This window comes from Lachnospira sp. CLA-JM-H23, assembly GCF_040096425.1.
Lineage (GTDB): Bacteria > Bacillota > Clostridia > Lachnospirales > Lachnospiraceae > Lachnospira > Lachnospira rogosae.
This window is the reverse complement of sequence record NZ_JBBMET010000010.1, coordinates 117,150-131,917: the sequence shown is the minus strand read 5'-3', so window position 1 is coordinate 131,917 and position 14,768 is coordinate 117,150. Positions and strand designations below refer to the sequence as shown.

At 36.7% G+C, this 14,768-nt stretch carries 16 protein-coding genes; all 16 read right to left on the bottom strand.

Features of this window, described 5'->3' with window-relative positions; genetic code table 11:
- Nucleotides 1-1,191: a chemotaxis-specific protein-glutamate methyltransferase CheB gene (gene cheB, locus WMO42_RS12740; protein WP_349192440.1), complete on the bottom strand. Its 1,191-nt coding sequence runs from the start codon at nt 1,189-1,191 to the stop codon at nt 1-3.
- Nucleotides 1,184-1,924, bottom strand: a complete 741-nt coding sequence (locus tag WMO42_RS12735; RefSeq protein WP_349192439.1) for a flagellar brake domain-containing protein — start codon at nt 1,922-1,924, stop codon at nt 1,184-1,186. Before WMO42_RS12735 ends, cheB begins: the two co-directional genes overlap by 8 nt.
- 43 nt (nt 1,925-1,967) lie before the next feature.
- On the bottom strand, nt 1,968-2,852 hold the full coding sequence (locus tag WMO42_RS12730) for a MinD/ParA family protein (protein ID WP_318255763.1): 885 nt from the start codon (nt 2,850-2,852) through the stop codon (nt 1,968-1,970).
- Complete coding sequence (gene flhF, locus WMO42_RS12725; RefSeq protein WP_349192438.1) at nt 2,849-4,180, bottom strand: flagellar biosynthesis protein FlhF; 1,332 nt, start codon at nt 4,178-4,180, stop codon at nt 2,849-2,851. Before flhF ends, WMO42_RS12730 begins: the two co-directional genes overlap by 4 nt.
- The gene (gene flhA, locus WMO42_RS12720; RefSeq protein ID WP_055174410.1) at nt 4,180-6,237 is read right to left on the bottom strand and encodes a flagellar biosynthesis protein FlhA; all 2,058 of its coding nucleotides are present in this window, start codon (nt 6,235-6,237) and stop codon (nt 4,180-4,182) included. Before flhA ends, flhF begins: the two co-directional genes overlap by 1 nt.
- 57 nt (nt 6,238-6,294) lie before the next feature.
- Nucleotides 6,295-7,419, bottom strand: a complete 1,125-nt coding sequence (gene flhB / locus WMO42_RS12715; RefSeq protein ID WP_055174408.1) for a flagellar biosynthesis protein FlhB — start codon at nt 7,417-7,419, stop codon at nt 6,295-6,297.
- Between the two features lies 1 nt (nt 7,420).
- A complete protein-coding gene (fliR, locus tag WMO42_RS12710) occupies nt 7,421-8,197 on the bottom strand; it encodes a flagellar biosynthetic protein FliR (RefSeq protein ID WP_055174406.1) in 777 nt (258 codons plus the stop codon).
- 18 nt (nt 8,198-8,215) lie between these two features.
- Nucleotides 8,216-8,479: a flagellar biosynthesis protein FliQ gene (gene fliQ / locus WMO42_RS12705; RefSeq protein WP_022502694.1), complete on the bottom strand. Its 264-nt coding sequence runs from the start codon at nt 8,477-8,479 to the stop codon at nt 8,216-8,218.
- An 18-nt stretch (nt 8,480-8,497) separates the two neighbouring features.
- A complete protein-coding gene (gene fliP / locus WMO42_RS12700) occupies nt 8,498-9,289 on the bottom strand; it encodes a flagellar type III secretion system pore protein FliP (protein ID WP_022502695.1) in 792 nt (263 codons plus the stop codon).
- A gap of 13 nt (nt 9,290-9,302) precedes the next feature.
- Nucleotides 9,303-9,677 carry a flagellar biosynthetic protein FliO gene (locus tag WMO42_RS12695; protein ID WP_022502696.1) on the bottom strand — a complete coding sequence of 125 codons (375 nt, stop codon included), beginning with the start codon at nt 9,675-9,677 and terminating at the stop codon, nt 9,303-9,305.
- Nucleotides 9,677-10,039, bottom strand: coding sequence for a response regulator (locus tag WMO42_RS12690; RefSeq protein ID WP_022502697.1), 363 nt, complete (start codon nt 10,037-10,039; stop codon nt 9,677-9,679). The genes WMO42_RS12695 and WMO42_RS12690 overlap by 1 nt, the downstream gene beginning before the upstream one ends.
- Nucleotides 10,040-10,153: 114 nt before the next feature.
- Nucleotides 10,154-11,434, bottom strand: a complete 1,281-nt coding sequence (gene fliY, locus WMO42_RS12685) for a flagellar motor switch phosphatase FliY (RefSeq protein ID WP_349192436.1) — start codon at nt 11,432-11,434, stop codon at nt 10,154-10,156.
- Nucleotides 11,435-11,437: 3 nt separating this feature from the next.
- On the bottom strand, nt 11,438-12,421 hold the full coding sequence (gene fliM / locus WMO42_RS12680; protein ID WP_022502700.1) for a flagellar motor switch protein FliM: 984 nt from the start codon (nt 12,419-12,421) through the stop codon (nt 11,438-11,440).
- 59 nt (nt 12,422-12,480) lie between these two features.
- The gene (locus WMO42_RS12675; protein ID WP_022502701.1) at nt 12,481-13,005 is read right to left on the bottom strand and encodes a hypothetical protein; all 525 of its coding nucleotides are present in this window, start codon (nt 13,003-13,005) and stop codon (nt 12,481-12,483) included.
- A gap of 68 nt (nt 13,006-13,073) precedes the next feature.
- Nucleotides 13,074-13,886 carry a flagellar motor protein MotB gene (locus WMO42_RS12670; RefSeq protein ID WP_349192434.1) on the bottom strand — a complete coding sequence of 271 codons (813 nt, stop codon included), beginning with the start codon at nt 13,884-13,886 and terminating at the stop codon, nt 13,074-13,076.
- On the bottom strand, nt 13,886-14,680 hold the full coding sequence (locus WMO42_RS12665) for a motility protein A (RefSeq protein WP_022502703.1): 795 nt from the start codon (nt 14,678-14,680) through the stop codon (nt 13,886-13,888). Before WMO42_RS12665 ends, WMO42_RS12670 begins: the two co-directional genes overlap by 1 nt.
- Between the last annotated feature and the right edge of the window lie 88 nt (nt 14,681-14,768).

Genomic DNA, 14,768 nt, shown 5'->3' with positions numbered 1-14,768 from the left:
TTAAGACACCCCCACGTTTTTTGTAATTGCTTCAGCTACACGGTTTAATGGAACTACTTCATTGACCAGTCCCGTGCCAGCTATTGCCTTTGGCATTCCATATACTACACTGGTCTCTTCATCCTGAGCTATAACATATATGTTCTTATGATTCTTGTTAAGAGCCTTAATACCATTGGTACCATCTGCTCCCATACCCGTAAGGACTACACATGTAATCTCATCATAATTACTTGATGTAAGTGATTCATACATCACATTAGCACACGGTCTTAAGCCTTCTATTGGTGGTTCTGTGCTTAACTTTATAACTGAGTCAGTTCCTTTCTTCTCAATTCGTATGTGCTTACCACCTGGTGCTATATATACCCAGCCTTTCTTTATTACATCACCATCTGCGGCTTCCTTAACATTAATATCACTCATCTCGTTAAGTCTTGCTGCAAGTGACGCTGTAAAACCTGCCGGCATATGCTGAACAAGAACTACCCCTGCATCAAGCTTTGCCGGAAGCATAGGTATAACCTGCTGCAATGATTTAGGGCCTCCTGTTGAACAAGCAAGTGCGACAATCTTCTTCTTTCCAGTCTTAACACTTGTAAACATACTTCCATCAACCTTCTTGGCTGGTGTATGTACAACTGTTCTTACTGGTGCTGGAGTAATACCTGTACTTCTTGTTCTTTCTGTACGGGCTATGACCGATGTTAAAGTTCTGCCGCTCTTTAAGTCTTTCTTTACCGGAGCTATTGTCTTTGACATTGATGTACGTCTTATAGATGCCTTGGAATTAGTTGCAACATTGAGCATCTCGAATATTCTATTCTTGAATTCAACGCTCTTAGTTTCAAGATAATTCTCAGGCTTAGTGACAAAATCAAATGCTCCATATTCAAGAGCCTGAATAGTCTCTTTAGCACCTTCCCTGGCAACAGTACTTACTACAATTACAGTCTGTTCAATATGATCCTTCTGTAATCTTTGCAGGAGTTCCAATCCATTTAGCTTTGGCATATTGATATCAAGAATGACTGCACTGTATTCGTAAGGATTAGAAACAATCATATCTAATCCCTCAAGTCCATCCTTGGCAATAGCCGCAACTTCGTATTCATCGCTTTCGTTGATTATATCAGATATTACCCTTCTCATAAGTGCAGAGTCATCTATAACCAATATTTTTTTAGCCATTACTACTCAACTCCTTTTTTAAGATATTTCTTTGCTGTCCAAATATATATTTAATAATCTCCTCTCTGTCGAGTCTGTCAATATCGACAAATTGAAGTCTATTAGCAAATAATGTTCCATCATTATCATTAGCTCTTGATTCTACAACCTTGCCAATAATGCTTTTATGGGATATTGAACCATCAATATCTAAGTCAAAATCTAACATCATATAATCATCCTTCTGATATTTCTTCTTTGACTGAAGTCTTATTCCACCACCGCTTATATCAACAATCTTGCAGTTATCTATATCTTCCTGTTCTTTGCATGCAGTCTTTTCTTCTGACTTTGTATTTGTGTCAGCTTCTTCATCTGCTTTTACATTGAACGTTATAACCTTTTTCACACTCACCGGAAGAACACAGCTGAGTCTGAAATATTCTCTTCTCTGGAACTTAAGAAGTTCTGAATCTAACTGTATCGTAACTGTATGGATATTGTTATCCCTGCCTCTGTCAATTGCAGTGCAGTCAGCTCTGAATATCTTAGTTCCTACATAGAAATATGCATCAAATCTTTTCCCTGCCTCAAGTGGCACAATACGACCTTCATATATTGGCATAGCACACACAATACTGTCATCATTAAAATCTAATATCTGGCTTGCATATACTATTCTTTCTTCATTATTTCTTAGTGACTTCTTTGGCACTAATTCCATTCTGCTTCCTATCACAAGTGGTTTGAACATTACTGACACCTCCATACACATAGATTATCACTTTACAAGGTAATTACATCTTGCGTGAAAATACATTTTTAAAATAACTTCTAATTCCCTTTTTATGCATTGGAGCATCCCCTTCATTTCCTAACAATTCCTCAGCTATATACCTAAAATGCCTGGCTGCAAAAGAATTAGGGTATACTATTGTAACAGGCTTCTGCTTCATAACTGCCTTCCTTACAGTTGAATCCTGCGGAACACTTCCAAGATATTCCATATTAATCCCTAGGAACTGTGTTACAACTGCATTAAGCTTGTCATAAAGATTCTTTCCTTCACTCTCTGAATCAACTCTGTTAGCTACCATTCTTATTGTACACTCTTCGCTCTTGTAATTCTCATTCATACTGAGTGCTTTAAGAAGTGCATATGAATCGGTTACAGATGTCGGTTCAGGTGTAGTAACTATGATTGTCTCAGGACTTGATAACAGGAATTCCATAACACTAGGTGATATTCCAGCTCCTGTATCTATTATTATTATATCTGCCAGTGCCTCAAGGTCTGACAGCTTATTAACCAGTCTTTTAATCTGTTCCTGGTCAAGATTAACAAGATTAGCTATCCCAGAACCTCCAGAAATAAATCCAACTCCCTCTGGTCCTTCTGTTATAATATCTTTAATCTCCTTGCCCTTAAACATAAGGTCGCTTAAGTTATATTCTGGTATAACACCGAACATAACTTCAACATTAGCCAGACCAAAATCTGCATCAAGTATTATTACTTTCTTGCCCATTCTTGTAAATTCAAGTGCAAGATTGACCGAAAGATTAGACTTGCCAACACCTCCCTTTCCGCTTGTTACAGCGATAACTCTGGCATTGGTAATGCTGTTCTGATTTTGTTGTCTAATTATATTACGCAGATTTTCTGCCTGATCCATCATCATTCGCCGCCTCCTAAAAGCTGTTTGGCAATCCACTGCTCATTGATTACTTCAATGTCATTAGGAACATTCTGTCCTGATGTCGTATAAGCAAGTGGTCTGTCTGTCAACATTCTCAGATTAAGGATGTTGCCAAGTGAACAAGTTTCATCTAATTTAGTAAAAATAATTGACCAGTCTACATCATCATATTTGTCCGCTATACTCTTAAGATCTTTATATTTAGTTGTTACACTTAATGTAAGATAGCTTTCAAAATCAAACTCATCTTTTCTTTGGACAACCTGCTCTATAAATGACTTTAATTCATCCATCTGGTCGTCTGCTTTATGCGAACGTCCTGCTGTATCAATAAGTATTAAGTCATAATCCTTATAATCTGTAAGGCTCTTATCCATATCCTCAACAGAATACACAACACTTACAGGGCAATCTATAATAGAAGCATATGTATTAAGCTGCTCTACAGCCGCTATTCTATATGTATCTGCTGTAATAAATGCAACTTTTGCCTCATGCTCTAACTTAAAGCTTGAAGCTATCTTGGCAATTGTAGTAGTCTTTCCTACTCCTGTAGGTCCTATGAAGAATACGACCTTCGCCTTATCTGATAATGTAATAGCCCTAGGCTTTCCAAGCTTTAATATAATCTTCTGGTATACAGCAGAAAGAATACTGTCTATGTTAGACTCTTTCTTTAATGAGTTCTCAATCTCACCAATAATTTCATCTGCATATCTGCTGTCAACTTCATTATCAATAAGCTTCTTATAGATTAACTGTAATGATTTGTAGTTAGCATTTTCTCTCTGCTTAACCTGCTGTCTTTCAGTATTATCAGATGATGCAGTCTTAATATCTGTATCATCATTATACATGCTTCTTACGCTGCCTGCCACCCCTGAATAAGGATTAGACACAGTTCCCTGCACATCAGCCGGCTTATTCAAACTCTGGTTCTGTAAAAGATCATGCAGCGAATCAAGCTTCTGCTCTATCGCAGAAGCCGTCGAAGATGACGACAGATTAACTGAATCATCAGCCACAAGATTAATTGATGGAAGGCTTCCTGTTGAAACCATACTTCTGTTAATCATCTGTTCTTTATTCATTGTATTATCAAATGATGGTCTTGACTTGTTAATTCCATCAACAAAATCTTTTTCCTCAAGAGCTGCCGTAACTTCTACAGCATCTTTCTTAAAAAGCTTTGCAAAGCCTCTCTGCTTAATTGTCTTAACATTAAGCACAACTGCTGTGCTTCCTAATTCTTCCTGAGCTTTTATTATTGCCTCTCTTTCTGTAGGCGCTTGAAATTTCTTAACTATCATTATGCTGTCACCATCCCAACTGACTGTAATTCAACATTTGATTCCACTTCATTATATGAAATCACAATTATATCTTTATAGTAATCAGATGCTAACTTCTTAAAATACAATCTGACTATAGGCGAAGTTATAACAATCGGATTCTTTCCCATATCTTCAAGCTTCTTTAATTCTTCACCTAAAGAATCCATAATAGCTTTAGTACGGGCAGGGTCAAGTGACAGATAAGCTCCCTGTTCTGTATTCTTAACAGCCGCCATAATCTCCTGTTCAACCTTAGGGTCAAGAGTAATAACATTAGTAACCTCGTTAGGTGGAAAATACTTGCCAGAAATAGCACGCTTAAGGCTCTGTCTTACATATTCAGTTAATATATCTGTATCTCTTGTGACTGCCGCGTGATCAGCAAGTGTTTCAAATATAGTTACAAGATCCCTGATTGATATGCCTTCTGATAAAAGGTTCTGTAACACTTTCTGTATCTCACCAATACCGATAAGCTTAGGTACAAGCTCATCAATAAGTGCCTGGTTATTATCTTTAATATTGTTAATAAGATTCTGAACATCCTGTCTTGTAAGAAGTTCTGCAATATGCTGTCTTATTACTTCAGTAAGATGTGTAGCCATTATTGATGGTGGGTCAACAACTGTATATCCCATAGATTCTGCTCTTTCTCTCTGGCTTTCAGTAATCCATATAGCTGGAAGATGGAAAGATGGTTCAAATGTTGGAATACCTGTTATCTCTTCTTCTACATAACCCGGGTTCATCGCCATATAATGGTCAAAAAGTATCTCGCCCTCACTTACCTGTATGCCTTTAATCTTAATTACATACTGGTTAGGATTAAGCTGTATATTATCTCTTAATCTGATAATTGGTACTACCGCACCAAGTTCAAGAGCTATCTGTCGTCTAATCATTACAACTCGGTCAAGAAGATCGCCCCCCTGATTAACATCGGCTAAAGGTATAATACCATAACCAAACTCTAATTCGATTGGGTCTACATTAAGCAAAGAAACAACATTTTCCGGTTTTCTGATTTCCTGAGCCTCATTTTCTTCTGCCTCTGCCATCTCCTCGATAGTTGCCTCGCCTGTCTTATCCTTTAACTTTCTTCCATAGATAATAAGAGCTACACCAAGTGGCACGAATATGTAAAATGGAAGTGGTGTTCCTACACCTAATAATATAAGTGCTGCACCTACCATAATAAGGACCCTGTCCATTGAGAACAATTGTCCAACCATCTCGTCACCAAGTTCACCCTCGCTTGATGCCTTAGTAACTAATATACCTGTTGACAAAGATATAAGAAGTGAAGGTATCTGTGAGCAAAGACCATCACCAATTGTAAGGATTGAATATGTAGAAAGTGCATCATTAATGGACATTCCATTATAGAGCATACCCATTGCAATACCACCAACAAGGTTGATTGCTGTGATAATAAGACCTGCTGTTGCATCTCCCTTAACGTACTTGGTAGCACCATCCATAGAACCAAAGAAGCTGTTCTCCTGCTGTAACTTCTTTCTTCTCTCTGCCGCTTCCTTATCAGTAATAGCACCTGTATTAAGATCTGAATCAATAGCCATCTGCTTACCAGCCATAGCATCAAGAGTAAATCTTGCTGTTACTTCTGATACTCTCTCAGAACCTTTATTGATAACTATAAACTGTACAATAATCAATACTATGAATATGATGGTACCAATTACAAGATTACCACCACCTACGAATTGTCCAAACACAGAAACCACGTGACCTGCATAACCATCTCTTAATATCATCTTAGTTGATGATACGTTAAGAGAAATTCTAAAAATTGTTGTAAATAAGAGCATTGTTGGGAATGATGCCATATCCAATACTTCTTTAGCAAACAATGAGTTAAATAATATAACTAAAGCCACCATTATATTAAATGCAAGCAAAATATCAAGTAACCATGAAGGAATTGAAATAATAAAGAATAATACTGCTGAAAGAATATATATTCCAATGAATAAGTCATTTCTCTTTAGCTTCACTTTATTTCTCCTTCCCATATCTTTTCATATCTTAATATCACAATATTGTAATATTAATAATAACACATATTTATATTATAATCTATTATTTGTTTTCATAACTGCGGCAAGAATTTCTGCAACTGCCTGATATAATTCTGGTGGTATCTCCATACCAACATCTATATTATGATATAGAATTCTCGCTAGTGGTTTATTCTCCACAATAGCAATATTATATTCCTTAGCTTTATCCTTTATCTGAAATGCAAGATAATCAGCACCCTTGGCAATTACTACTGGTGCCCTGCCCTCATTAGGTTCGTATTTAAGGGCGACTGCAAAATGTGTTGGGTTAGTAATAACTACATCCGCCTCTGGAAGCTGCTGCATCATTCTTCTTCTTGATACTTCCTGCATACGCTTTCTGATCTGTCCCTTAACCTGAGGATCACCCTCGGAATTCTTATATTCATCTTTAACTTCCTGCTTAGTCATCATATTATCATTCTTAAACTTGTGTCTCTGATACACAAGGTCAGCAAATCCGACTATCAGAAATATCGCACTTATCTTAATGCCAAGACCTATAATTATATCTCCTACTGTTGAAAGTGCTGTATTAAGACTAATATCATAGAATGTAAGAAGAACATTCATTTTATCTTTTATCGTTGAATATACAACAGCAATTATAATTGTAATCATCACTATTGATTTTAGCAGCTCTAATAACTGTCTTACAGAGAACATTCTCTTAAAGCCACTCAACGGACTAATCTTGCTTAATTTGGGCTGCATAGGCTTTGCTGTTATCATCCACTTCTGCTGTAACACATTACCAAGTATCGCTATTATCACAGCTACAAGAAGTATTGGAATTGCAAGCGTAATAACCTCTGTTGCAAGCTGTCTTAATGTTGCTACTGCCCAGCCGGTGGATAAGCCATCACCGCTGTCATTGCCTATTACTACAATTGCCCCATATATATTCTTAAATACATCTATAAATCCAGTGCCAAGTCTTCCCACATAAATCTTTAGGATAATAAACAATGACATCAAAGAAATGGCTGTTATTATCTCTTTACTTTTAGCTACCTGTCCTTCTTTTCTTACATCATTAAGCTTCTTACTTGTAGCCGGCTCTGTCTTTTCCCCTCCGGGACCATCTTTAGCAAAAAACTGAAGGTTCAGCCTTAATATAAGTTCATTCTCCATATCAGCTCATACCCCTTACCAATGCTGTAAATATGCTTTGAATTTCTTCCAGTATGAAATTAGAAACAGCTGGAAGCATACCTATTGTAAAAAGAATTACAAATATTCCAACAAATATCTTAAGCTGCATACCAACAACGAACATATTCATCTGTGGTGCTATCCTTGCAAGTATGGCAAGAATACAGTTAAGAAGAAGAGTTGTGGCAAACACGGGCAGTGCTATTCTGAAACCTATAACAAAATAATCTGTCATAAACTGTATAACAGTCGAATATATCGCACCGCTGAATTTGACTCCACCTATAGGTATAACATTATATGTCTCAACGATAGCTTCTATAAGAAATCTGTGCATACCTGATATTATAAGCAAAAGCATTAACATATAGTAATAGAAGTTGCCCATAATACCCACCTGCATTCTTGTTGTAGGGTCATATAACTGTGCCATAGATATACCTATATCCATATCAATTATCTTACCTGAGAACTGTATAATCTGAACACAAAAAAAACTCGCCGCACCAAGTATTACTCCTACTATTACTTCTTGCAGTGCAATTATACAATAATCAATCATATTATCATATTCTACCGACATATCTGGATGAATAGCATAAACAATCACACTAAGTGCAATTGCAAAACCAACTTTAAACTTTCGTGGAACATTGGCAGTATTAAAAAAAGGTGCGGCATAAACAAATGAAGCTAATCGAATTAATATTAAAACAAATAGCTCAAATTGTCCAAGCGCAACCTCATAATTAATCATTATATCTTAATCCTTTAATTAAATATACTGTGAGAAATTCCACAAATTCCCCATAAATCCTGTAATCTGATTTAACATCCATGCCCCCAAAAGCATTAATGTTAAAAGAATTGCAATAAGCTTCGGCACAAATGTCAAAGTCTGCTCCTGAATAGATGTAAGTGTCTGAAAAAGACTTATAACCAAACCAACAATCATTGAAACAAGAAGTACAGGAACAGCTGTTTTTACTATAATCCATACTGTCTGCCTTGCAATATTAATAACTGTACCAGTATCCATATATCAGTCCCACCTTTATTATTTGAATGTCATCATTAAATTACCAATAATCAAGTTCCATCCATCTGCCATAACAAACAGAAGTATCTTAAACGGTGTAGATATTGTTGTTGGTGGGAGCATCATCATACCCATTGACATAAGCGTTGAAGATACTACCATATCAATAACAATAAATGGAAGATATATAAGGAAACCAATAATAAATGCAATTCTCAATTCACTTATTATAAATGATGGAATTAAAACCCTTAATGTTATATCATCTTCTGATTTGACTGAACCTTCTTCATATCCTGCAATTTTAAGGAATGTATCCAGATCCTTGGTAGAAGTCTGCTTTAACATAAATGTTCTTAGCGGCTTAATACCTTCATCAAATGCCTCCTCTGCCGTCATCTCATTATTAGATAGCGGCGTTATGGCATTATCATATATCTCTGTAAATGTTGGTGCCATAACAAACACCGTCAAAAACAATGATAATCCTATAATTATCTGATTAGGTGGAACAGTCTGTGTACCTATAGCTGCTCTTGTAAAATGCAACACTATAACAATTCTGGTAAACGAAGTAAGCATAATAAGTATTGATGGTGCTAACGATATTACTGTCAATACAATCAACATCTGTAAAACGCTTGCCATATCACTGCCATCACCTGCCGATATGCCTATGCTTATAAGATTGTCATCACCTTCCGCAGCAAGAACCTTAGCTGTAACGCCACACATCACACCAAATACTGCACTGACTGCTGCAAATCCTCTTATGCATGACTTTTTATGCTTTCTCAACCAATGTAACATACAATAAACCCGCCTAACCTTCTGGCTTGTCCTTTTTAAATTTCTCCAAAACAGCCTTAAAACTCTCCTTATTAATTGTACCTGTATCACTAGAAGAATTATATATAAGCTCATCTTCATTCAATTCACAAAGAAAACTCACATTATCTTTAGTAACAGCTATTGCAAAACACTTCCCGCCAACCTTAATAACCTGAATATACTTTGTATTAGATATACGCATAGTCTCTAATATCTGTATATTACTTCCGGAAAGCTTATTCTTCTGGTAATTACCAACAAAACGGGTTGCAAAATATGTAGCTGCCAATACAAATATAAATACAATAAGAAGAGTAAAAAGCTGTGCAAATGCTTCAAGCCTGCTGCTCATAAGTGCAACTGTCATTATCCAACAACTTTCTGAACAGCCTCTAATACTCTATCTGCCTGGAATGGCTTTACGATAAAATCCTTAGCTCCTGACTGAATTGATTCAATTACCATTGCCTGCTGACCCATAGCTGAACACATAATTACAGCTGCGTTAGGATCTGTTTCTTTAATCTTCTTAAGTGCTTCAATTCCGTCCATCTCAGGCATTGTAATATCCATAAGTACGAGGTCTGGCTTTAATTCTGCATATTTCTCAACAGCCTTAGCACCATTCTCAGCCTCTCCTGCGATATTGTAACCATTCTTTGTGAGTATATCCTTAATCATCATTCTCATAAATGCTGCATCATCACAAATTAAAATATTCTTAGCCATATGAATCTCCTATCTTAACTAAAATATAAATTATTCACTAAATAAAAATCCGTAAGTATTATACATCATCAAGTCCAATTTTGATATATCTTTTTATTAAAAAACAATAAATTATTACTTGATAATTTCTGTAATTCTTACACCGAAGTTCTCTTCGATTACAACAACTTCACCTTTGGCAACATATTTGCCATTAACTAATACATCAACTGCTTCTCCTGCAATCTTGTTAAGTTCAACGATTGTTCCCGGTGCGAAATCAAGAATGTCTTTAATTGACTTTGATACTCTTCCAAGTTCAACTGTTACTTCAAGAGGCACATCCATAATCAAATCGATGTTCTCCTGCTGAACAAGTGGATTAACATCAGCCTGAAACGGCTGAAATGATGCCGGTGAAACATTAACATCCTTCACAGGTGCCTGCTGCATTGGCATTCCGTATCCATAAGGCATACCTTGCATTGGCATTCCATATCCGTAAGGCATACCCTGCATTGGCATTCCCTGCTGCATCATACCCTGCTGTGACATATCTGGCATTGGCTGCTGTGGTGCTGTAGCTGCCTGTGGTGCTGTAGCTGCCTGTGGCTGCGGTGCTGCCGTCTGTTCAGCGGGTGTTGGTTCTGTGCTTGCTGAACTGTTATCTGACTGTGCTTCCTGATCAATTGAGAACATTGTTAAAAGTTCCTTAGCAAAATCAATAGGATATAACTGCATAATCTCACTATCAATTAAATCCCCTATCTGCATCTTAAATGCAACAATTACAAAATTGTCATTTAAAAACTGTGGAAGTGTTTCATCCATCTCATTATATGTTTCAACAATATTAGCAATTGGAGGACTTATATCTATCTTCCTGTTAAACATTGATGAAAGAGAGGTAGCTGCTGAACCCATCATCTGGTTCATAGCCTCACCTATTGCACTAAGATGCAGATCTGTAAGTTCTTCTCCATCATCTACATTTCCTGTGCCTCCCATCATAAGGTCAGTAATTATCTTAACATCTCTCTCCTTAAGAATAAGTACATTATTGCCATCTATACCTTCCTTATATCTAATCTGAAGCATTACACAAGGTCTGTCATACTTTCTAGAAAGCTTATCCCAATCTGCTACCTCAACCCTAGGAGTCGTTATATTAACCTTCTGGTTAAGCAGTGAACTAAGTGTTGTCGCTGCTGTACCCATACTTATATTAGATATCTCGCCAACTGCATCTTTCTCAGTATCAGAAAGGGCCTCTGGTTTATCGGTGTTCGGAGTATTATCACTTGCAGACTCATTACTTTCCTGTGGTGTCTCCGATGTTTCATTGTCAGCACTATCATCAGCAGACATTCCATTCAATAATGCATTGATTTCATCCTGTGATAACATACCATCCATCTTTTACTCACTCTCCTCTCTAATTACGTCCGTTATTCTAACTGCGTATTTATCTTCAAAGTAACCAGGTAATGCTTTAAACTTCTTGATGTTGCCAACATAAACATCGAGTTCCTGATCAACTTTTTTATCAATTTTAATAATGTCCCCCACCTGAAGGTTAATGAAATCAGATACATTAATCTTGGATTCACCAAGCAATGTCTTAACAGGTACTTTAGTCCTGCTGATTGTCGATTCAATAACATCTCCATAAAGCTTAGGATCTTTTTCCTGCATATTAGCAAACCAGAACTTCGTATTAAGCTTGTCCATAACTGGCTCTAATAATGTAAATGGAAGACATACATTAACAAGACCTTCAACATCACCTATCTTGAGATTAATAGTTATAATTGCTATTGTTTCAGTTGGTGATATTATCTGTGCAAACTGAGAATTTGTCTCTATTCTTTCCAATCGCGGAGTTACTTTAATAACATTTTCCCAAGGCTCTCTTAAAAGATTAACGCATATTGAGAATATTCTTTCTATTATCGAAAGCTCAATCTCCGAGAATTCTCTTTCTTTATCAAGAGCTGCTCCTGCTCCACCTAACAATCTGTCTACAAATGCAAATCCCAGATTAGAAGCAATCTCCATAACCATATTACCTGATAGCGGAGCCATACTTACTACTCCAAGCAGAACTGGATTTGACAAGGCATTTGAGAATTCTGAATAGATTACTACTTCCGAATTGACTACGTCAACACTGACTGCTTTTCTTAAATAGGCTGGAAGATTGGTTGCCAGAAGTCTTCCAAAATGCTCGAATATAATCTCCAATGTTCTTAAATGTTCCTTTGAGAACTTAGATGGTCTTGCAAAGTCATAGTTCTTCACCTGTTTCTCTTCGCCATTCTTCATCTCATCAACATCAAGTTCACCACTGCTTAACGCCTTTAGAAGATCATCTATCTCGCTTTGCGATAAGACCTCTCCCATGTCTTCCTCACCTCCTTGTATTCATAATTAATCTTTAACATTAAACACATTCCCCTATATTACTGGACTACTACTGATACAATAACAGATGTTATACACTCAGTCTGGAATGTATCTTGAAGTGTTGCTAAAAGATTAGATTCCACTGTTGTCTTGCTTGCTGCTATTGTACTATATGTATATTTCATAGCCTCTGTCTGGACTGCGTTTACAATTACTTTCATACCATTGTTAATAGTTGTGCTCTTAGATGCATAATCCTTAGCCTTAGTGTTAAGTCCAAGAGTTACATTAACAATTGCATAATGTGTCTTACCACCATCTGTGTAAGATATCATAATATCATTAGAACCATTATTGCTTACATCTACATAAGCTACATCTTCTATGCTTGTGCCAGCTGATGTTGACTTACTGCTGTTATCAACACCTGCAACATCCAGGTCAATAATCTCCGAAACCTTAGTCACAAGCTTATTAGTCTTGTTGTTAGTTGATACAAGTGAAAATGTAAGTATAACAGTAAGCACAAGATTCACAAGAACTAGTGCAAGTGTTATAACATTTAACATACTTTTCTTCATAAACTTTCCTCCTGATATGTATCTAATATATGCTGATTATGTCTATAGCAAAATACTTTAATGAAAATCTACTGTATATCACTGTTAAGATTATTATATATCTTTATCTCAACCCTACGGTTCTGGGCACGTCCCTCTGCCGTTGTATTATCAGCTATCGGAACATTCTCTCCACGACCTGAAGATGTCATAGTCTTGGCATCAAAGCCTTTATTATTAACAAGATAATTATATACGCTATGTGCTCTATGCACAGAAAGCATCATATTATCTGGGAACTTGGCAGTATTAATCGGATTACTATCTGTATGTCCCTCTATTGTTATATAATTGTCATTATACTGGTATATTGCTCCAGCCACTGAATCTAACAGACTCACCGCTTCAGATGTCAGATCAGCTTCACCTGAATTAAACAATATACCACCATTCATATTAAGCATTACATATTTATTAGTAGCTGTTATCTCAACCTGATTATCAACATTAGCAGCTTTAAGAGCCGATTCTATTTCATCTGCCATACTTTCAGACTCTTTAAGTCCTTCTTTATCCATCTGTTCCTTAGCTGTCTTTACCTCTTCGGTAAATTCACCGTCTGTATTAAGACCCATATTATTATAATATGAACTAAGATCATTAAGCTGTGTTGCTCCACTTCCCACAAGAATACCCTCATCAGATAATGCTGAACCTCCTGATGGAAATATACTAAAGCTCGCTGACAGGGAAGCCGCAACCTTTTCAAACTTTTCTGCATCTACTGATGACATCGAAAACAGTAAAACGAAGAAACATAATAACAAATTCATCAAATCACTGAAAGTCGACATCCACGCTGGAGATCCGGCTGGCTGGTCCTGAGGTTTCCTCTTAGCCATTAAGCTTCACCTCCTCCTTCTTCGGTAGACAATGCATTTCTTGATGCTGGTGCAAGGAATGACTTAAGCTTTTCTTCAATTACTCGTGGGTTCTCACCTGCCTGAATAGAAAGCAGACCCTCAATAACTATTTCTTTGAGCTGATATTCTATAGAATTCTGCTCTTTTAATTTATTAGCAATTGGTGTACAGAACCAGTTAGCTATCAACGAACCATAAAGTGTTGTAAGAAGGGCTGTTGCCATCGATGGTCCAATTGCTGATGAATCCTGCAAATCCTTTAACATATTAACAAGACCTATAAGAGTACCAATCATACCCCAGGCAGGACCAAGTGCTGCCCATGTCTCAAAGAACCCAGCCACACTTCTGTGTCGTTCATCCATATTCATAAGTTCTGTTTCAAGTATTCCTCTTACAAGCTCTGGTTCTGTACCATCAACAATAAGCAGAATACCTTTCTTCATAAATTCATCATCAAGATTCTGTGCCACCTCTTCAAGTGCAAGAAGACCTTCCTTTCTTGCTACATTTGACAATTCTATAATCTTGGCTATTGTTGAACCATTGTCATACTTCGGATCTTTAAACGCAAGACCCACACCTTTAAAATTATTAAGGAAATCTTTAAGAGTATTCGACGCAATAAGACCTGCTAAAGAACCTCCAAGTGTAATAATAATTGAAGGAACATCGACGAAATTCTGCAAAGCTGATACACCATTGCCCCACAGAATACCGAATACAACCATTACCGCACCTAAGACAATACCTATAATTGAAGCTAAATCCATCAAAGACACCATCCATTCTTTCATATTGGGGCACACTTATATTATATATATACAACACCCCCATAATTAAACTATATATATTAAAACA